Origin of the sequence: Mycobacterium dioxanotrophicus, assembly GCF_002157835.1 — a bacterium.
GTDB lineage: Bacteria > Actinomycetota > Actinomycetes > Mycobacteriales > Mycobacteriaceae > Mycobacterium > Mycobacterium dioxanotrophicus.
Map to the genome: position 1 here is coordinate 2,784,015 of NZ_CP020809.1, position 19,439 is coordinate 2,803,453.

A 19,439-nucleotide genomic window follows, 5' to 3' on the forward strand; every position below is an offset into this window, starting at 1 on the left:
GGCGTAGTGACATGACGAAGACCTCCGAGTGAAGTGCGAGCTGTCGAGGAACGCACCAACTCACTCCGGAGGTCTTCATGTCCCACCGTAATGCCCCGTTGTCAGAAACCGGACGTCTGCGCCTAGCTCGGTGCATTGTTGAGGACGGTTGGCCGCTGCGGCGGGCTGCCGAGCGGTTCCAGGTCTCGGTGAGCACCGCAGCTCGCTGGGCCGGGCGGTACCGCGAACTCGGTGATGCCGGCATGGCTGATCGCAGCTCACGGCCTCACCACAGCCCCAAGAGAACACCCACCCGAACTGAGCGGCGCATCATCAAAGTCCGGGTCATCCGGCGTTGGGGGCCTGCGCGTATCGGTTATCTGCTGAGGTTGCATCCCTCGACGGTGCACCGCGTGCTGACCCGGTACGGCCTGGCCAAACTGCGCTGGCTCGACCGCCCGACCGGGCGGGTCATCCGCCGGATGGAATCCGCGGCCTGCGGCGATCTCGTGCATGTCGATGTCAAGAAGCTGGGCAAGATCCCGGACGGAGGCGGCTGGCGGATGTTGGGAAAACCTATCGGTGGCCGCAACAGGCAGGCCGACAAGAGTTCAGGGCAGACCAGCAAGTACGGCAATCCGGTGCGGGGGTATCACTTCTTGCACACCGCCATCGATGCGCACTCACGGCTGGCCTACTCCGAACTACTGGCAGACGAACGCAAAGAGACGGCCGCAGCGTTCTGGCTGCGGGCCAACGCCTGGTTCAATCATTGCGGCTTTACGGTGCGGAAAGTGTTGACCGACAACGGGTCCTGCTATCGGTCGCACAAATTTCGCGATGCCCTGGGTGACATCGAGCACCGGCGCACCCGCCCCTACCGGCCACAAACCAATGGCAAAGTGGAACGTTTCCACCGCACCCTGGCCGACGAATGGGCCTACGCCCGGCTCTACACCAGCGACACCGACCGCTGCGCCGAGTACCCGCGATGGCTACACAACTACAATCACCACCGCGGCCACACAGCACTCAAGGGTCAACCACCTGCCAGCCGCGTGCCTAACCTCTCAGGTCAGTACAACTAGCGCGCCGCCAGGCCGAGGGCGACGAGCGTCGTCGTCACCTCGACGGCGGCGCCCAGCACGTCGCCGGTGATCCCACCGAAGCGGCGCACGCAGTGGGCTACCAGCAGTGCGCACACGCCGAGGGCGATGAGCACGGTCACCGGCCCCTGCCATGGGCGGGGGCCGGCCCAGACCGCCGACGTGGCCAGCGCCAACGCCCATGCGACGACGACTGCGGCCGGTTGGCTGCCTGCCACCGCCGCACCCAACGAGCTGCCCGGCGCCGCGGGCACCCCTCGTCGGCAGGCCAGCACCGCGGCCACCCGGCCCGTGGCCACCGCGATCACCACCGCCACGGTGTTCAGTTGCGCGAACGTGCAGGCTTGAACGGCGATCGTGAGCACCAGCGCCGCGACGCCGAACGGGCCCGCGGAGCCGTCGTGCATCACCGCCAGTGCACGTTCCGGCGGGCCGTAACAGCCCAGGCCGTCGGTGGTGTCGGCCAGTCCGTCGATGTGCAACCCGCGGGTGGCCAGGATCAGCGCAGCGACCGCGAGCACCCCCGTGAGCGGCCCGGGCCCGAATGCATGCGTACCGGCCCACACCACCGCCGCGGCCAGCCCGCCCAACGCCAGGCCCACCAGTGGCAGTGCGGTCAGCGCGCCACGGCCCACCCCGGCCGCCGAACGCACCGGCAGAACCGTGCCGAACGCGAAAGCCGAAGCGACAGAACCGATCACGACGATTCTTCGGAGATGCCCGCTTCATCGAACGTCGCCATCGAGGTCAGTGCGGCCACCGCGGCCCGCACCACAGGCAACGCCACGGCCGCTCCGGTGCCCTCGCCGAGCCGCATGCGGAGATCGACGATCGGCTCGAGCTCGAGGTGTGCCAGGGCGAGGGCGTGTGCAGGTTCGGTGGACCGATGACCGGCCTGCCACCAGGCCCGCGCGCCGGGCGCGAGCCGGTCGGCCAGCAGTGCCGCGGCCGTCACCACCACGCCGTCGAGCAGCACCGGCGTGCGCCGCACCGCCGCCTGCGCGCAGAAACCTGCCATCGCCGCCAGGTCGGCGCCGCCGCACACCCGCAGCAGGCCGAGTGGATCACCGGTCACGTTGCGGGCACGGTACAGCGCGTCGCGGACTGCGGCGGTCTTGCGCATCCAGCCTTCGTCGTCGATGCCGGTGCCTCGGCCGACCGCCGCGACCGGCTCGGTGCCCGTCACGGCCGCGATCAAAGTTGTTGCGGGGGTGGTGTTTCCGATGCCCATATCGCCGGCGATGAGCAGATCGGCACCGGAGTCGACTTCCTCGTCGGCGATGCGGGCACCGGCCGCGACCGCCGCGGCTGCTTCGGCGGCGGTGAGGGCGTCTTCGACCGCGATGTTTCCCGACCCGCGGCGGACCTTGTAGGCGCCGATCGCGGGGGAGAGCGGCTCGTCGCAGTCGACGGCGACGTCGGCCACCCGCACCGTCGCGCCCGCCAACTCGGCCAGCACGTTGATGGCGGCGCCACCGGCGTCGAAGTTGGCGATCATCTGGCCGGTCACCGCCGCCGGAAACGCCGAGACACCTGCCGCGGTCACGCCGTGATCGCCGGCGAAGACCACCACCCGGGGCCGCACGAACTGCCGCGGCGGGCACACCCCCTGACACGACGCGACCCACACCGACAGGTCCTCCAACCGGCCCAGCGAGCCGGGTGGTTTGGTCAAGCGGTTCTGCCGGGCCCGCGCATCCGCGGCCACCGCCGCGTCCGGCGCGGTGAGGCCGGCGAACATCGGATCGGGTTCGGTCACGACGGCTCCTTCACTGTGACCGGCTGACCGGCCACGACGAGTACCACCCGGTCGCACACCGCCGCCAGGCGCTGATTGACCGTGCCGAGCGCGTCGGCGAACCGGCGGCCGGCCTCGGTGGCGGGCACCACGGTCAGCCCGACCTCGGGGCTGACCAGGACGAGGGGAGCGGCGAACGCGGCGACCGCATCCACCAGCTCGTCGACATCGGAATCCACCGGGGCACCCGACCACGCGCCGCGGCGGTCCATCGTCGCAGTCAGCCAGCCGCCGACATCGTCGAGCAGCGTCGCGATGACTGTTTCGGCGCCCAACTGCCGGACCACGTCGTCAGATCCCGCTCCGCACTCCACGGTGCTCCAGTGCGCCGGGCGGCGCCCGCGGTGCGCCGCGACGCGAGCGGACCAGTCCGGATCGGTGTCAGCCGCGGGACCGGTGGCCAGATAGCGCACCGGGCCGTCGGCAGCAGCCTCGACCGCCGCCTCGGCCCACCGCGATTTGCCCGACCGGATCCCGCCGAGCACGAGGGTGCGCACCCGACGTCAGGCCGGTTCGACGGACATCAAGAAACCTTGTCGCCGCGACTGACCGCAGGCCGCGGCGCGCGCATCCGACGAATCTGGGAGGCCCGGCTGGCCGCGTAAAAGCCGAGCTTCCAGCCGCTTTCGGTGTTGCCCGGGAACTTCTCGTCGACCATCCGGTTGACCTTGCGGCCCACCAGGACACCGTCGATCGCCATGATCACCACGAGCCCAAGCATCGTGTAGGACATGATCTGCTGGAACTGCAGGCTCGGCAACGCCATCATGAACACGATCATCACCAGCGCCGCTGGCATGAACAGGCCCAGCAGATTGCGTCGCGAGTCCACGATGTTGCGGACGTACCGCCGCACTGGGCCCTTGTCGCGCGGCAGCAGGTAGGCGTCGTCGCCGGACATCATCTTTTCCCGGCGCTCGGCCATCTCGGCGCGACGGGTCAACTTTTCGGCCTTGCGTTCCTCGCCGGTGAGCTTCGGGCCGCGCAGCTCCTTGCGCCGGCGCCGTGCCTCGGCGGCGGTCTGCGGGGCCGGCGCCACCGGCCCACGCTTCTTGGCGCCCTCATTGCGCTTGGGGGTAGGCCGGCCCTTGGGCGCCGTGCCGCCACCGATCGTGGTGTCGGACGCCTCGGCGGCGCTGCCCTTGGCCTCGTCGTTCTCGCCGTCATCGCGCTTCTTACGGCCCAGCAGATTCACGCAAGTCAGGTTACTGCCCGCCCGACGGCGCCCGGCCACATGCCCCGCACGCGGTGAGGAGTCGGGAATAGCGCAAGAACGAGGTACCGTTGACTCATAGACTTCGGCATCAGGCGATGCCCACGGATGCTTTAGGGAGAGCAATGACTGTTCAGGACGAATCGGCCGTTCAGACTCACGGCGTGATCCTGTCCGACGCCGCGGCCACCAAGGCGAAGGCGCTGCTGGACCAGGAGGGTCGCGATGACCTGGCGCTGCGGATCGCGGTCCAGCCGGGCGGCTGCGCGGGCCTTCGTTACAACCTGTTCTTCGACGACCGCACTCTCGACGGTGACCTGACCTCCGAATTCGGCGGCGTCAAGCTGACTGTCGACCGGATGAGTGCCCCGTACGTTCAGGGCGCCACCATCGACTTCGTCGACACCATCGAGAAGCAGGGCTTCACGATCGACAACCCGAACGCCACCGGCTCTTGCGCCTGCGGCGATTCCTTCAACTGATCTCGTTCTGACGCCGCCCCTGGCCAGTACTGCTCGTCAGTACTGGCCACCGGTGCGCAACACGTAAGAGCACACGAGCACCTCGTCGTGCCCGCCGTCTTTGGCGTCCTTGGCGACGAGTAGCTGCGCGACACCCTGTGCGTCCTCCCGGGGTGCCTGCTGGCCACGCGCCGGTGCGACTGACATGGTGAAGAGCACCTGTGCCTGCGTGCCCGACCACGGCACGATCTTGTCGATGCTGGTGACGTCGGCGCGGCCGAACTGCTTGCGGAATGCATCGCTGGCCAGCGTGGCGACCGCGAGATCGGCCTTGCGGTCCTTGACCGCGTCGTAGAGACCGCACAGCGTATGCCGCGCGATGGTCTCGTCGTCCCCGTCGGTCAGCGCGTTCAGATACTGCTGGATCGCCGCTTTGGCCTGCTCGTCGGACACCACGCCCGGCTGCTGCGCGGGCTTGCGGGTCACGACCACCACGGCGATGACCCCGGCGAAGACTGCCAGCGCGACAACGACGGCGAGAATCCGTGGCCAGCGCCGCCGTTTCGGGTACTGCACCGGCGGCGGGAGCGTCCCCGGATAGACCGACGACGCATCCTCCGGATAAGGCTCTGGCGGAACGGATTCGGGGTACTGGTAGGGACCAGTCATTAAATGGCGCTCCCCGCAGGTATGTTTTGTGGATCACCGCTCGACGGTGATCTGGCGTACAGCTACAGGCAGGTTAGCGCACCCCACGGGGCCCGACCGCGTACGACGACGGTGCTGGGGGCGCGCGCGTAGCCTTATCTAGACGACTTAACGAAATTAAGGATGACGCTTCGTGACCATCGCAGTTACCGGCTCCATTGCGACCGACCATCTGATGCGGTTCCCCGGCAAATTCTCCGAACAACTGCTGGCCGACCATCTGCAGAAGGTGTCGCTGAGCTTTCTGGTCGACGATTTGGTGGTGCATCGCGGGGGAGTCGCGGGCAACATGGCCTTCGCCATCGGCACCCTCGGCGGTGACGTGGCCCTGGTCGGTGCGGCCGGCCAGGATTTCGGTGACTACCGGGCGTGGCTGGAAGCGGCCAACGTCGACTGCGACAGCGTGCTGATCTCCGAGAGCGCATACACCGCACGCTTCGTGTGCACCACCGACGAGGACATGGCCCAGATCGCGTCGTTCTACCCCGGCGCGATGTCGGAAGCCCGCAACATCTCGCTGGCCGACCTGGTGTCGCGCGTCGGCACTCCGGAGCTCGTCATCGTCGGCGCCAATGACCCTGACGCGATGTTCTTGCACACCGAGGAGTGCCGCAAGCTCGGGTTGGCCTTCGCCGCCGACCCGTCGCAGCAGCTGGCCCGGCTGTCCGGCGAAGAGATCCGCAAGCTCATCAACGGCGCCACCTACCTGTTCACCAACGACTACGAGTGGGATCTGCTGCTGCAGAAGTCCGGCTGGAGCGAAGCCCAGGTGATGGGCCAGATCGGCATGCGCGTCACCACGCTCGGCGCCAAGGGTGTCGACCTGGTCAGCTCGGACGGCACGTTCGTGCACGTCGACGTCGTGCCCGAGAAGCATCAAGCCGACCCGACCGGCATCGGTGACGCCTTCCGAGCCGGTTTCCTGACCGGCCGCAGCGCCGGATTGAGCCTGGAACGCTCCGCTCAGCTGGCCTCGCTGGTCGCCGTGCTGGTGCTCGAGGCCACCGGCCCCCAGGAATGGGGCTGGGACCGCGACGAGGCCGTGCAGCGGCTGTCCGACGCCTACGGCGCCGACGCCGGCGCCGAGATCGGTGCGGCCCTCGGCACCCAGCGCTGAGGGCTCACGCCCAGATCGAAGCGCCGCCTACAGCTGTACCGGGTAGTGCGGCTCTTTGATCTGAGGCGTCACGCTGTGCTCGACGAAGATCGCGTGCCACAGCATGAAGATCAGTACGGTCCACAACCGGCGGCTGTGATCACTGACCCCGCTGCGGTGCTCGTCGAGCATGACGCGCACCGCCGCCAGGTCGATCAGCTCACCGGCCTGGGACGCGGCCACCGTCGCGTACGCCCAGTCCAGCAGCTCACCGGCCCGCAGCCAGTGCCGGATCGGCACCGGGAAACCCAGCTTGGGGCGGTGCAGCACGTGGGCCGGGATGATCGGCTCCAGCGCCCGGCGCAGCGCGTACTTGGTGGTCGACCGGGTGATCTTTTGGTCGACCGGCAGCCGTGAGGCCACCGCGAACACTTCGGGATCAAGGAACGGCACCCGCAGCTCCAGCGAGTTGGCCATGGTCATCTTGTCGGCCTTGACCAGGATGTCGCCGCGCAGCCAGGTGAACAGGTCGATGTGCTGCATGCGGGCCACCGGATCCCAGCTGTCGGACTGGGCGTAGATCGCGCTCGTGACGTCGGTGTGGGTCCAGTCCTCGCGGAAACCGGTCAGCACAGCGCGCAGCTGGTCGTCGGAGAAGCTGCGGGCGTTGCCGTAGTAGCGCTCTTCCAGCGTCAACGAACCGCGGTGCAGCAGGCTCTTGCCGCGCATGCCCTCCGGTAGCGGTTTCGATGCCTTGCCCAGCGATTTACGGACCGGGCGGGGGAGATAATCGAACGGTTTGAGTGACAGCGGCTCGCGGTAGATCGTGTAACCGCCGAACAACTCGTCGGCGCCCTCACCGGAGAGCACCACCTTGACGTGTTTGCGGGCCTCTCGGGCGATGAAGAACAGCGGCACCAGCGCGGGGTCGGCCACCGGCTCGTCCAGATACCAGACGATCTCCGGCAGTGCCTCGACGAATTCGGCCTGGCTGACCACCTTGGTGATGTGCCGGGCGCCGATGGCTTCCGCGGACGCGACGGCGACGTCGACCTCCGAGAATCCCTCGCGCTCGAAGCCCGTGGTGAACGTGATCAGCCGCGGGTTGTGTCGCATCGCCAGCGCGGCGATGGCCGTCGAGTCGATGCCGCCCGACAGGAACGCGCCCACCGTCACGTCGGCCCGCATGTGCTTGGCGACCGAGTCCTCCAGCGCCGCGGTGATCTCGTCGTAGCGGGCCTGCTCCTCGCCGGCGATGACCGGCACAGCGGAGAACTTCGGCTCGAAATAGCGGGTCACCTCGGGCCGCGAGCCGGGCCGGATCCGGGCGTAGCTGCCCGATTCGAGCCGCCGGATGCCGCGGTTCAGGGTCTCCGGTTCGGGCACGTACTGCAGCACGGTGTAGTGCTGCACGGCGCGTTCATCGATGCCGAGGTCCAGATCGAGCGCCGGGGCCAAGTCCAGCAGGCACTTCTTCTCGCTGCCCACGGCCGTGCCGCCCGGACCGGTCGCCATGAACAGCGGCTTGATGCCGAACGGGTCGCGGGCGCAGAACATCTCGCGTTCCTGGGTGTCCCACAACGCGAAGGCGAACATGCCGCGCAGCCGGTGCAGCGCCTCGGTACCCCAGTAGTGGTAGGCCGCGACGATGGCCTCGCCGTCACCGTCGGTGTGAAATACCGCACCGTGCTTGTCCCGGAGCTCCTCGCGGAGCTCCAGGTAGTTGTAGATCTCGCCGTTGAACACCAGCACGTACCGGTCCGGCGACTCGGTGGGACCCCAGCGCAGCGGCTGGTGGCTGTGGGCGATGTCGATGATCGACAACCGGTTGAAGCCGAGCACCACCGCCGGGCCCGATCCGTCCGGGCCGGCGTCCGACCACGTTCCTGGCTCGTCGGGGCCGCGATGACGCATCAGATGGGCAGCCTCGGCCACCGCGTCGACCAGCCGGGATCCGGCATCAGGGGCGGCCTCACCCGGCTTGGCCAGTGAAGGGTCAGTTACCAGCGCCAGCAGTCCGCACACCGGGCCAGTATGCCTAATCGCGGAGGCTTCGCAGCGCAGCACCCGAACACATTCGCCGCTGCCCGACGACACATTCGGCGGTCGCTTCGCTCCGGCGTACGGGCGTGGTCTACGCTGCGTAGTATTCGCTGAGTTGATGACCGATCGCGGTCTAGTTTTACCGACTTCTAGGAGGCGCCAACGTGACACCTCGCGGGCTCCGGGTGGTGGCGTTGTCAATGGTCCTGGGTGGCACGGCGCTACTGCTGAGCGGTTGCAGTTGGCAGGACGTGCTGGGCCTGGGCTGGCCGAACGGCATCACGCCGGAAGGCAAATTGAACCGGGATCTCTGGCTCGGGTCAGTCATCGCATCGTTCGTCGTTGGCGCCATCGTGTGGGCACTGATCTTCTGGTCCAGCGCCTTCCACCGGAAGAAGAAGGGCGACAAGGAACTTCCGCGCCAGTTCGGCTACAACATGCCGCTGGAGCTGGTTCTGACGGTGATCCCGTTCCTGATCATCTCGGTGCTGTTCTACTTCACCGTGGTGGTGCAGGAGCGCATGCTGCACAAGGACCCCAACCCTGAGGTGGTCATCGATGTGACCGCCTTCCAGTGGAACTGGAAGTTCGGCTACCAGAAGATCGCCTACGCCGACGGCACGTTCAACTTCGACGGCGCGGATCCGGCACGCAAGGCCGCCATGACGTCCAAGCCCGAGGGCAAGGACGAGCACGGCGAGGAGCGGGTCGGCGCGGTGCGCGGCCTGAACCCCGAGGACCGCACGTACCTGAACTTCGACAAGGTCGAGACGCTGGGCTCGTCCAGCGAGATCCCGGTGCTGGTCCTGCCGGTTGGCAAGCGCATCGAGTTCATCCTCAACTCCGCCGACGTCATCCACGGCTTCTGGGTTCCGGAGTTCCTGTTCAAGCGCGACGTGATGCCCAACCCGGAGGCCAACCACTCCGACTACGTCTTCCAGGTCAGCAAGATCGAGCAGACGGGCGCGTTCGTGGGCCGCTGCACCGAGATGTGCGGCACCTACCACTCGATGATGAACTTCGAGGTGCGCGTGGTGGAGCCCAACGACTTCAAGACCTACATGGATGCGCGCGTCGCCGGTAAGACGAATGCCGAAGCGCTGCAGGCGATCCATCAGGCCCCGCTGGCAACCACAACCCACCCGTTCGACAGCCGGCGCGGCGAGCAGGCTCAGGTTCCGCAGGCGAGCAAGTAGGGATTACGACTCATGCATATTGAAGCTCGGTTGTTTGAGATCCTCACCGCCTTCTTCGCGCTGTCGGCCGTGGTGTACGGCGTGCTCACCGCGATGTTCGCCACCGGTGGTGTCGAGTGGGCGGGTACCACCGCCCTGGTGCTGACCACCGGTCTGACCCTGATCACCGGAACCTTCTTCCGGTTCGTGGCCCGTCGTCTCGACACCCGTCCAGAGGACTACGAGGATGCCGAGATCAGCGACGGTGCAGGCGAACTGGGCTTCTACGCCCCGCACAGCTGGTGGCCCATCATGATCGCGCTGTCCTTCTCGACGGCGGCTGTCGGCGCCGCTCTGTGGCTGCCGTGGCTGATCTTCGCGGGCGTCTGCTTCGTCCTGACGACGGCTGCCGGCCTGGTCTTCGAATTCTACTGGGGCCCGGAGAAGCACTGACCGCACTGCGGCAGTAACACCCGGTCAAGGTCACAAGAGGGCGATAACTTCTGCGGTCATCGGCATTGCCTTTCTGACTGCCGCCACCCGGTTGGGTAATGTTGCCGGGGCACCGTCAGCCGGAACCGTTACGGCCATCGGCGGGCGTGGTGAAGCAGTCGAGAAGGATATGCGTAGATGAGCGGGCCGAATCCCACCGAGCCGGTTGCCGCCGGTTCGGATGTGCCGGACGAGCAACCCGGGAAGCATGCCGCCCCCGAGGAGCCGGCAGAGGTCGCCGGTGACGCCGGGCCGGCAACCGGCGAGTCGGTGACCGAGGCCTATTCACAGGCATACTCCGCGCCGGAATCCGAGCAGTTCACCAGCGGGCCGTACGTGCCCGCCGATCTCGCGCTCTACGACTACGACAATTACGACCCGGCCTCCGAGCTGGCTGACGACCGTCCGCCGCCGCGGTGGCCGTGGATTGTCGGGATCACCGCGATCGTCGCTGCCATCGCACTGGTGGCCTCGGTCGCGGTCCTGGTGACCCGCGACGACCACACGTCGAACCTGGCGACCCCGTCGACGAGCACCACGGTGTCCAAGCCGCCCGTGCAGGACGAGATCACCACGACGACCCCGCCACCTCCGCCGCCCCCGCCGACATCGGAAGTGCCGCCGCCTCCGCCCCCGCCGGAGACCGTCACGGTCACCGCGCCACCGCCACCGCCGCCCGCTCCGGCCCCCGAGCCGAGCCCGGAGGCGCCGCCCCCGCCTGCGACCACCAGCGCCGCGCCTGCGCGGCCGACCACGACGCACACCGGGCCGCGACAGGTCACCTATTCGGTGACCGGCACCAAGGCACCAGGAGACATCATCACCATCACCTATGTGGACGGGAACGGTAACCGCCGCACCCTGCGCAACGTCTACATCCCGTGGACCTTCACGATGACCCCGATCTCCAACTCCGACGTCGGCTCGGTCGAGGCCTCCAGCCTGTTCCTGGTGAGCCGGCTCAACTGCTCGATCACCACCAGCGACGGAACGGTCTTGAGCTCCAACGCCAACAACTCCGCACAGACGGCCTGCTGATGACCGGACCTCTCGACGACCTCGACAGCACCGACCGCATCCTCCTGGGCGCCTGCGTGGCTGCCTGGCTCGCGGCGTTGGGGGCCGGTGTCGCCGCCATCGTCGCGCTCGTGGACCTCGGCCGTACCCATGCGCAAGGTTCGGACTCGGCAGGCACCCCGTGGCTGCTCTACACCGTGATCGGCACATCGGCCGTCGTCATCGTCGGCGCCGTGCCGTTGCTGCTGCGGGCCCGGGCCCAGGCGGGCAACCGGCAACAGCCCCAGCCCGCACGCGCTGCCGTCAGGCCGCCGCAGGACATGCCCGGGCGCCGGGTGGTAACCCCGGGGCGTACCTCGGAGCCGCCGTTACTGGTGAGCCGCTACGGCGGCGACGACGTAGCTGCGGCCGCCGTCGAGCAGGTGTGGTTGCGTTACACGTTGGCGATCACCGCCGCGATCGGCGCTGCCACGGCAGCCATCGGCATCGCGACGTATCTGATGGCCACGGAAAGCGATCTCGGCGCCTGGATCTGTTATGGCGTGGCCGGGCTGATCACGGTCGGCATGGTGGCCCTGCCGATCGTTGCGCTGCGTCAACTCGACGAGCTGGCCGCGGCCTAGCCGGTTGCCCCCTTCGTCGCACTACGGGTAGCGACCCGTCGGCTCCGATGCGCGGCCCACGCGCTCAGTTCTCCCATCACGGCATCGCGATCGGTGACCGGGCTGCCATGCCCGGACGGCACCAGTTCGGTGATCGCCTCCACGTGGATCACGTCGGTCTTGACCCGCCGCCGGCCCTGTACCCGGCGCTGTTCGGCGACATGAGCAGGGTTGAGCTCCAACACCTCCCAGTTCCCTTGCACCAGGCTCCTGGCTCCCGGGTGCTGCCGTGCGCGGTGGCTCCTGATCGTCTGTCGGACTGGCAGATGCGCGGTAGGGGAGGGGAGGTGCGCAAGGGACTGCTGGCGCAGCCGCTCAGACGCCCGCTTATCCGCACCGGCCGTGAAAACGCAATCGCCGCAACCTCCCTGGGGAGATTGCGGCGATTGCGTCAAGCCGGATGGGGACGGTCAGTGGTGACCGTTGGTCTCCCCGTCTCCGTGGATGCGGTCCTGCGCCTCCTTGAGCGCCGTGAGCGCCTTCTGCTCGGAGGCGTGGGCGGCTTCGGTGAGGGCGTCTTGCTCGACGGCCGGGTCGGCGTAGAGGAAGCTGCCGGTGCCGGGTGCGCCGCCGGAGCCGAGTTTGTTCATCCGTTTGGGTAGGGCGGCGCCCTGGTATTCGAGCGGGATGGGGTGGCCGTGGTCGTCGACGGGGCCCAGTGGTTGGTGCAGTTCGACGTAGGCGCCGTGGGGTAGGCGTTTGATGATGCCGGTTTCGATGCCGTGTTCGAGGACGGCGCGGTCGCTGCGTTGTAGGGAGACGGCCCAGCGGTAGGCGATGTAGTAGACGATGCCGGGCAGGACGACCATGCCGATGCGGCCGATCCAGGTGGTGGCGTTCAGGGAGATGTGGAATTTGAGTGCGATGATGTCGTTCATCGCGGCCAGGGTGAGCACCATGTAGAACGCGATGGCCATGGAGCCGATGGCGGTGCGCACCGGTACATCGCGCGGACGCTGCAGCAGGTTGTGATGCGCGTCGTCCCCGGAGACCTTCTTCTCGATGAACGGGTAGGCGATCAGCAGGCCGAAGACCACACCCATGATCACCGCGACCCAGACCACCGCGGGGATGGTGTGACCGAACGGGTAGAACTCCCAGGCCGGCCAGATACGGGCCAGGCCCTCGGTCCACATCATGTAGAAGTCCGGCTGGCTACCCGCTGAGACCTGAGATGGCTTGTAGGGGCCGAGGTTCCAGATCGGGTTGATGGTCAGCAGACCGCCCATCAGGCCGAGCACGCCGGTGATCATCGCGAAGAACGCACCGGACTTGACCGCGAACACCGGCATGACGCGCACGCCGACGACGTTGGTCTCGGTCCGGCCCGGGCCGGGGAACTGCGTGTGCTTCTGGAACCACACGAGCGCCAGGTGAGCACCGATCAACGCCAGGATGATGCCCGGGATGAGCAGGATGTGCAGGGCGTAGAGGCGCGGGATCAGCACGGTGCCGGGGAAGTCGCCGCCGAACAGCGCCCAGTGCAACCAGGTGCCGATCACGGGCATACCCAGGGTGATCGAGGACAGCGCGGCGCGCAGACCGATGCCGGACAGCAGGTCGTCGGGCAGCGAGTAACCGAAGTAACCCTCGAACATGGCCAGGATCAACAGCAGCGAGCCGATGACCCAGTTGGCCTCACGCGGACGCCGGAACGCACCCGTGAAGAAGATGCGGGCCATGTGCACCATGATCGATGCGGCGAACATCAGGGCGGCCCAGTGGTGGATCTGACGGACGAACAGGCCGCCGCGGATCTCGAAGCTGATGTCCAGCGCCGTCTCGTAGGCACGTGACATCTGCACGCCCCGAAGTGGTTGGTACACACCGTTGTAGGTGACCTCTGCCATCGACGGATCGAAGAACAGGGTCAGCCACACACCGGTGATCAGCAGCACGATGAAGCTGTACAGCGCGATCTCACCCAACAGGAACGACCAGTGGGTGGGGAACACCTTGTTCAGCTGACGGCGTACCGCCGCTGACGGGTGATACCGCGAGTCGATCGCATTGCCTTGCGCGGCAGCCATCTTGGCAAGGTCAGGGCTCATGATTTGCGCTCCCAGAATGCCGGTCCGACGGGCTCGATGAAGTTGCCGTTGGCAACCAAGTATCCGTCTTTGTCAATGGTGATGGGCAGCTGCGCCAACGCGCGCGCAGCCGGACCGAAGATGGGCTTGGCGAAGTGCAACGCGTCGAACTGCGACTGGTGGCACGGGCACAGGATGCGGTAGGTCTGCTGCTCGTACAGCGACGAGGGGCAGCCCAGGTGCGAGCACACCTTGGTGAAGGCGAACAGCTCACCGAAGTTGAAGCTCTCCTGACCCTTGCGCTTGACCACGCGATGCATGTCCGCAGGCTTGATGCGGATCAGCATGACGGGGTTGCGCACGCCCATGGCGATCTCGGTCAGCTTGTGCTCGGACTCGGTCGTGGTGCCGTCGCCGTCCGATTCCCGCCAGGGGAACACGGTTTCCATACCGCCGGCGTCGAGGTCCTCGGGCCGCATCTTGACGAAGGGCGATGAACCGGGCACACCGGTGGCACGGGCGAGGTAGATCGTCTCGCCGTGGAACCGGGGCGTCCAGCCCGAGGTCCACAGCACGGCTTCCTTGCCATTGGCGGTGGGAACGACCGGCTTCCATGGGTTCTTGATCAGACCACCGATGAACGCCACCAGGGTGCCTGCACCGAACGCGCCGAGACCGATACCCATCGACAGGCCGATGAGCTTGCGCCGCTTGATGGTCGAGCCCTCAAGAGCGTCGGTCAGGTTGGCCGCGACGGTCTTGCGGGCAACCTCGGTGGACTGCCCGTCGTGGCGATCCTGGATCGAGATTTCCTCGGGGATGAACTTCTTCTGGAACAGCACCGCACCGACGCCGATGGCCAGGACCGACAGACCGAAGGTCAGGCCGTACAGCGGGGTGGCCAGCGAGTAGATGAACTGGCCCTCGGAACCGAAGGGCTTGTACTCCCACGGCCAGAAGATGAACACCAGCAGCAGCGCCAGGCCCGAAAGTCCGCCCAGCAGAAGCCAGTACGCAACCAGACGCTCGGAGCGCTTTTCGGCCTTGGTACCCGGAACCGGCCAGCGCGGCTCCTTGAAGATGGTCTCGACGCCGTCGATCTTGCCGCCGAGCTCGACGAGTTCCTCACGCGTCATCGACGCCAGTTCGGCGTCGGTCGGCGTGCCTTCAGGGGTATTGGCGCTCATGCGCGTGCTCCGATCCACATCGCGATGCCGATGGCCGCGACGATTCCGATGATCCACATCGCCATGCCTTCGGGCGCGGGGCCGAAGCCGCCGAGGCCGTACCCGCCGTAGCTCGGGGTCTCGGCCGACTCGCGGACGTAGGCCACGATGTCGCGCTTCTCCTCGGGCGAGAGCTGGCGGTCGGAGAACCTGGGCATGTTCTGCGGACCGGTCAGCATCGCGGTGTAGATCTGGGCCGGGCTGGCCTCACCGAGATCCGGTGCGTACTTACCGGAGGACAGCGCGCCGCCCTTGCCGGTGAAGTTGTGGCACGACGCGCAGTTCAGGCGGAACAGGTCGCCACCGCGGGCCACGTTCGGACCCAGCAGCGACTCCTGGGCAACCCCACCGTTGGCGTCCCGGACGACGGTCGGGCCGCCGCCGTTGGCCTGCACGTAGGCACCCAACGCGTCGATCTGGGACTCGTCGAAGTGCTCGGGCTTGCGCGGGGCCTGGGCCTCGCCGCGCATGGCGGGCATGCGGCCGGTGGACACCTGGAAGTACACGGCGGCCTCGCCGGTACCGATCAGGCTGGGCCCACGGTCGGGAACACCCTGCAGGTTGGCGCCATGGCAAGACACGCAGGACGTGTCAAACAGCTGCTTGCCGGTGCGCAGCAGGGCCGACTGTGATTCATCAGCGACCGCTACCTGCGGTGTCGGCGTCAGCGTTGCCGCCACACCCCCCGCGACTGCCAGGCCGATCAACAGCAGTAGGCCTGCTGACAATCGCCGGCGCAGCCGACGGCGCGACTTGCTGGTCATCGAACTCCTTCTCATCGGACTCATCGGCCGTCCGACTAGCGGACGAAGTAGATGGTGGCGAACAGTGCGATCCACACGATGTCGACGAAGTGCCAGTAGTACGAGACGACGATCGCCGCGGTGGCCTGCGCGGGAGTGAACTTACTCATCTTGGTGCGCGCGAGCAGGAAGATGAACGCAACCAGACCGCCGATCACGTGCATGCCGTGGAAACCGGTCGCCAGGTAGAACACCGAGCCATAGGCGCTGCTCGGGATCGTGGTGCCCTCGCTGACGAGCATGAAGTACTCGTAAGCCTGGCCGCCGACGAAGAACGCGCCCATGAAGAACGTCAGGACGTACCACCGGCGCAGGCCGAACACGTCACCGCGCTCGGCGGCGAACACACCCATCTGGCAGGTGAACGACGACGCGATCAGCACCAGCGTCACCGGCACTGCCTCGGCGAGGTTCAGGTGCGTGGGTGGTGGTGGCCACACACCATCTGCCTGGGCGCGGGCCGTGAAGTACATCGCAAATAGCCCAGCAAAGAACATCAACTCACTGGAAAGCCATACTATGGTGCCAACACTCACCATATTCGGGCGGTTCAGCGAATGAACACGCGAGGTGATGGCGGTTCCCGAGGTGCCTACAGCGCTCGTCACCCCGCAAGTATGACGCTTTGTAGTTGTCGAACTCCACCCGGGTCGAGCAATTGGTCGGATTCGTGTCGCGAAGCCCGGGCTGAACCGGGCGGATCGACAGCCGCGATCGGGCCGGGCGATAGCATTCGGCGGTGGTCACCGCATCTTCACAGCCGTCCTCGTCCCCGTCTCGCCCCGACGGAGCGCCGACGTGGTCGCACGTTCTGGGGCGGCTGACCACGGGGCAGAGCCTGCCGAACGGGCACGCGACGTGGGCGATGGACCAGATCATGACGGGCTCGGCGACTCCCGCGCAGATCGCCGGTTTCGCGGTCGCCATGAAGATGAAACGGCCGACCTCGGCAGAAGTGGGCGAGCTGGCCGACAACATGCTGTCGCACGCCCGCCTGGTCCCCACTGACCGGATCGGCACCGAGACCGTCGATATCGTCGGTACCGGCGGCGACGGGGCCAACACCGTGAACCTGTCGACGATGGCGGCCATCGTGGTGGCCGCGTGCGGTGTCCCGGTCGTCAAACACGGCAACCGCGCGGCGTCGTCGCTGTCCGGTGGGGCGGACACGCTCGAAGCGCTCGGCGTCAAGATCGACCTGGGCGCCGACGACCTGGCCCGCAGCGTCGACGAGGTCGGCATCGGCTTCGCGTTCGCGCCGCAGTTCCACCCGTCCTACCGGCACGCGTCGGTGGTGCGTCGCGAGATCGGCGTGCCCACGGTCTTCAATCTGCTTGGGCCGCTGACCAACCCGGCCCGGCCGCGGGCCGGTCTGATCGGGTGCGCGTGGGCCGACCTGGCCGAGGTGATGGCGGGCGTCTTCGCCTCCCGCGGATCCAGTGTGCTCGTGGTCCACGGTGACGACGGCCTCGATGAGCTCACCACCACGACCACCAGCACCATCTGGCGCGTGCAGGCCGGCACCGTGGAACGCCTGACGTTCGACCCTGCCGCCTTCGGCTTCGCCCGCGCGGAGATCACCGAGCTGGTCGGCGGTGACGCCGCAACCAACGCCGCCGAGGCGCGAGCCGTCCTGGGCGGGGCCAAGGGGCCGGTGCGCGACGCCGTGGTGCTCAACGCGGCGGGGGCGATGGTCGCCCACGCCGGACTAGCCAGCGACGCCAAGTGGGTTCCTGCGTGGGAGTCCGGTTTGGCTCGAGCCGCCGAGGCCATCGACTCCGGGGCGGCCGAACAACTGCTCGCGCGTTGGGTGCGGTTCGGTCAGCAGCTCTGACGCCACTTCCTGGTGCGCCGCCAGGCGCGCCGAGCGTGCCGTCGCCGCCCACTGTGCATAGCGGCCCGCCGACTCCCGCGGCGTCGCCCAACCCACGTCGGCTCGAACGATCCGCACCCCGGGCTGGGCGAGCCAGCGGGCGATGAGCGCCGTCTCCTCGACGAGTGCACCGCCGAGCGGTCCGTCACCCGGCAGCACCACTTGCGCCGCCGCGCACAGCGCGTCCACGACCGGCATCGGCGGAACGCCGCGCGCAGCAGTACCGGCCGCGGCCAGCTGACCGGACCGGATGACCGTCAGCTGCCAACCGCCGGTGCCGTCGCTGCGCGCCGCCACCAGTTCCGGCACGGCGACCAGGGCACGCAGCCGTTGACCCCGCCACAGCGTCTCGATGGCCATGGCGGCATGGTCACGCATCCGCGCCGCGGTCTCGTAGCGGTTGGCCGCGGCCAGCTCGTCGATATGAGCCAGCACGGCTGCCAGTGGCGCGCTTGCGGTCCCGTCGATCAGCGCGGTGGCGCGCTCGGGAGCCGCGCCGTACGCGGCGGCGTCGGCGCCTTGGGGCGCCGGACACGGCGACAGCTCACGTTCCGGACACCGGTGCACGGCTGCGACGCCGAAACGGGCGGTACAGGTGCGAATCCCGGCGAACCGGGCCAGCAGGTCGCCGGTCAGTACGGCGTCGGCGCGGGCTGAGAACGGCCCGATGGCGGTGCGCTGCCCAGGGTTTCGCACCACCGAGAAACGTGGGAACGCCTCATCGGTGAGCGCCAGCCACCACCAGCGCTGCGGGAACTTGGACCGGCGGTTGTAGGGCGGCGCGTGCGCGGCCAACAGCCGCAGCTCGCGTACCCCGGCCTCCAGCTCGTGTGCGCACTCGACGTGGTCGACCGCGCGGGCCAACGACGTCATCTCCTTCATCCTGGCGCGAGGGTCGGCACCGGTGAAGTACTGGCGCACCCGACGGCGCAGGTCGACGGCGGTGCCGACGTAGAGGACCTCGTCGGACGGCCCGCGGAACAGATACACGCCTGGCCGGTTCGGTAGCCGGTCGGCCAACGCCCGGTTGCGGCGCTGCGCGGGTGTGGTGTTGGGCAGGTACGACCGCAGATCGGCGAAGGTGTGGATGCCCTGATTGCCCACCCGCTCGATCAAGCCGTGCAGCACGTCCACGGTGGCCCGGGCGTCGTCGAGGGCCCGGTGCGTCGGCGTGGTCGACGCACCGAACAATCGGGCCAGCGCGGCGAGCCGAACGCTCGGCGCCTCGTCGCGGGTCAAGACGCGCCGGGCCAGCTTCACCGTGCACAGCACCGGCGGACGCGGCCACGGCAGCTGCGCACGTTGCGCTGCCGCGCGCAGGAAGCCGATGTCGAAGCCGGCGTTGTGGGCCACCAGCACCGCGCCCCGAGAGAATTCGAGGAATGCGGGCAGGACGCTGTCGATTCGCGGCGCGTCACGCACCATAGCCGTTGTGATGCCGGTCAATTGGACGATCTGCGGTGGGATCGCCCGGCCGGGGTCGATCAGGGTGGCCAGCTCACCGAGCACTTCGCCACCGCGCACCTTGACCGCGCCGATCTCGGTGATGGCGTCGTAGCCGCCGCCCGGTTGCGTCGCCGTGGCGCGCCCGCCCGTGGTTTCCAGGTCGACCACCACGAAAGTGGTGTCGGCGAGGCTGACCGCCTCCAACTCGTTCTCGAAGTCCAACGGCAGCTGCCCCGAATCGGCAACGCGACGCTGGCCCATGGCACAAGACGCTAGGCACAACCACCGACAACGCGACGCCGCCGCGCCCG

The 19,439-nt window shown here is 67.9% G+C and carries 18 protein-coding genes and 2 pseudogenes; 8 read left to right on the forward strand and 12 right to left on the reverse strand.

What is annotated here, in order from left to right; translation table 11 throughout:
* Window positions 1-77: 77 nt before the first annotated feature.
* Window positions 78-1,067 carry an IS481 family transposase gene (locus tag BTO20_RS13445; RefSeq protein WP_087076574.1) on the forward strand — a complete coding sequence of 330 codons (990 nt, stop codon included), beginning with the start codon at window positions 78-80 and terminating at the stop codon, window positions 1,065-1,067.
* On the opposite strand, the gene BTO20_RS13450 is transcribed toward BTO20_RS13445, so the two are convergent.
* Genes BTO20_RS13450 through BTO20_RS13465 form a run of 4 tightly spaced genes read right to left on the reverse strand, consistent with a single transcriptional unit; the run spans window position 1,064 to window position 4,078 of the window.
* Window positions 1,064-1,786 carry an adenosylcobinamide-GDP ribazoletransferase gene (locus BTO20_RS13450; RefSeq protein WP_087076577.1) on the reverse strand — a complete coding sequence of 241 codons (723 nt, stop codon included), beginning with the start codon at window positions 1,784-1,786 and terminating at the stop codon, window positions 1,064-1,066. The two genes, BTO20_RS13445 and BTO20_RS13450, sit on opposite strands and share 4 nt — an antisense overlap.
* On the reverse strand, window positions 1,783-2,826 hold the full coding sequence (gene cobT, locus BTO20_RS13455) for a nicotinate-nucleotide--dimethylbenzimidazole phosphoribosyltransferase (protein ID WP_087082038.1): 1,044 nt from the start codon (window positions 2,824-2,826) through the stop codon (window positions 1,783-1,785). Before cobT ends, BTO20_RS13450 begins: the two co-directional genes overlap by 4 nt.
* A 14-nt stretch (window positions 2,827-2,840) precedes the next feature.
* The gene (locus BTO20_RS13460) at window positions 2,841-3,380 is read right to left on the reverse strand and encodes a bifunctional adenosylcobinamide kinase/adenosylcobinamide-phosphate guanylyltransferase (RefSeq protein ID WP_087076579.1); all 540 of its coding nucleotides are present in this window, start codon (window positions 3,378-3,380) and stop codon (window positions 2,841-2,843) included.
* A 26-nt stretch (window positions 3,381-3,406) separates the two neighbouring features.
* On the reverse strand, window positions 3,407-4,078 hold the full coding sequence (locus BTO20_RS13465; RefSeq protein WP_087076581.1) for a DUF3043 domain-containing protein: 672 nt from the start codon (window positions 4,076-4,078) through the stop codon (window positions 3,407-3,409).
* A 143-nt stretch (window positions 4,079-4,221) separates the two neighbouring features.
* On the opposite strand from BTO20_RS13465, the gene BTO20_RS13470 reads away from it, so the two are divergent.
* Window positions 4,222-4,578: a HesB/IscA family protein gene (locus BTO20_RS13470; RefSeq protein ID WP_087076583.1), complete on the forward strand. Its 357-nt coding sequence runs from the start codon at window positions 4,222-4,224 to the stop codon at window positions 4,576-4,578.
* A 36-nt stretch (window positions 4,579-4,614) separates the two neighbouring features.
* On the opposite strand, the gene BTO20_RS13475 is transcribed toward BTO20_RS13470, so the two are convergent.
* Window positions 4,615-5,226: an Rv0361 family membrane protein gene (locus BTO20_RS13475; RefSeq protein ID WP_087076585.1), complete on the reverse strand. Its 612-nt coding sequence runs from the start codon at window positions 5,224-5,226 to the stop codon at window positions 4,615-4,617.
* Window positions 5,227-5,398: 172 nt separating this feature from the next.
* Here BTO20_RS13475 and BTO20_RS13480 point away from each other — a divergent pair, with 172 nt between their 5' ends.
* Window positions 5,399-6,382, forward strand: coding sequence for a carbohydrate kinase family protein (locus BTO20_RS13480; RefSeq protein WP_087076587.1), 984 nt, complete (start codon window positions 5,399-5,401; stop codon window positions 6,380-6,382).
* Window positions 6,383-6,409: 27 nt separating this feature from the next.
* Here the strand turns inward: BTO20_RS13480 and asnB are convergent, their stop codons facing one another.
* Window positions 6,410-8,386, reverse strand: a complete 1,977-nt coding sequence (asnB, locus tag BTO20_RS13485) for an asparagine synthase (glutamine-hydrolyzing) (RefSeq protein WP_087076589.1) — start codon at window positions 8,384-8,386, stop codon at window positions 6,410-6,412.
* A 182-nt stretch (window positions 8,387-8,568) separates the two neighbouring features.
* Here asnB and ctaC point away from each other — a divergent pair, with 182 nt between their 5' ends.
* The 4 genes from ctaC to BTO20_RS13505 all read left to right on the forward strand — a co-directional run bounded on the left by ctaC (window position 8,569) and on the right by BTO20_RS13505 (window position 11,711).
* Window positions 8,569-9,600 carry an aa3-type cytochrome oxidase subunit II gene (gene ctaC / locus BTO20_RS13490; RefSeq protein WP_087076591.1) on the forward strand — a complete coding sequence of 344 codons (1,032 nt, stop codon included), beginning with the start codon at window positions 8,569-8,571 and terminating at the stop codon, window positions 9,598-9,600.
* A 12-nt stretch (window positions 9,601-9,612) separates the two neighbouring features.
* Window positions 9,613-10,032, forward strand: a complete 420-nt coding sequence (locus BTO20_RS13495; protein WP_029373780.1) for a cytochrome c oxidase subunit 4 — start codon at window positions 9,613-9,615, stop codon at window positions 10,030-10,032.
* 177 nt (window positions 10,033-10,209) lie between these two features.
* Window positions 10,210-11,109, forward strand: a complete 900-nt coding sequence (locus BTO20_RS13500) for an MmpS family transport accessory protein (RefSeq protein ID WP_087076593.1) — start codon at window positions 10,210-10,212, stop codon at window positions 11,107-11,109.
* Window positions 11,109-11,711, forward strand: coding sequence for a DUF2561 family protein (locus tag BTO20_RS13505; RefSeq protein ID WP_087076595.1), 603 nt, complete (start codon window positions 11,109-11,111; stop codon window positions 11,709-11,711). The genes BTO20_RS13500 and BTO20_RS13505 overlap by 1 nt, the downstream gene beginning before the upstream one ends.
* An 11-nt stretch (window positions 11,712-11,722) precedes the next feature.
* On the opposite strand, the pseudogene BTO20_RS13510 reads toward BTO20_RS13505, so the two are convergent.
* The 5 genes and pseudogenes from BTO20_RS13510 to ctaE all read right to left on the reverse strand — a co-directional run.
* Window positions 11,723-11,998: pseudogene (locus BTO20_RS13510) on the reverse strand (IS110 family transposase); the annotation flags it as partial.
* A 162-nt stretch (window positions 11,999-12,160) separates the two neighbouring features.
* Entirely contained in the window at window positions 12,161-13,801 is a 1,641-nt protein-coding gene (gene qcrB, locus BTO20_RS13515; protein ID WP_087076597.1) for a cytochrome bc1 complex cytochrome b subunit, read from the reverse strand.
* A complete protein-coding gene (qcrA, locus tag BTO20_RS13520) occupies window positions 13,798-14,967 on the reverse strand; it encodes a cytochrome bc1 complex Rieske iron-sulfur subunit (RefSeq protein ID WP_087076600.1) in 1,170 nt (389 codons plus the stop codon). The genes qcrB and qcrA overlap by 4 nt, the downstream gene beginning before the upstream one ends.
* Entirely contained in the window at window positions 14,964-15,794 is an 831-nt protein-coding gene (gene qcrC / locus BTO20_RS13525; RefSeq protein ID WP_198344374.1) for a cytochrome bc1 complex diheme cytochrome c subunit, read from the reverse strand. The genes qcrA and qcrC overlap by 4 nt, the downstream gene beginning before the upstream one ends.
* A gap of 11 nt (window positions 15,795-15,805) precedes the next feature.
* Window positions 15,806-16,417 (reverse strand): aa3-type cytochrome oxidase subunit III, encoded by a 612-nt coding sequence (gene ctaE, locus BTO20_RS13530; RefSeq protein WP_087076604.1) that lies wholly within the window; start codon window positions 16,415-16,417, stop codon window positions 15,806-15,808.
* Between the two features lie 131 nt (window positions 16,418-16,548).
* Here ctaE and trpD point away from each other — a divergent pair, with 131 nt between their 5' ends.
* Window positions 16,549-17,643, forward strand: coding sequence for an anthranilate phosphoribosyltransferase (gene trpD / locus BTO20_RS13535; protein WP_087076606.1), 1,095 nt, complete (start codon window positions 16,549-16,551; stop codon window positions 17,641-17,643).
* Here trpD and BTO20_RS13540 read toward each other — a convergent pair.
* Window positions 17,581-19,389, reverse strand: a pseudogene (locus tag BTO20_RS13540) (DEDD exonuclease domain-containing protein); the annotation flags it as partial. The gene trpD and the pseudogene BTO20_RS13540 overlap by 63 nt on opposite strands.
* Window positions 19,390-19,439 lie beyond the last annotated feature (50 nt).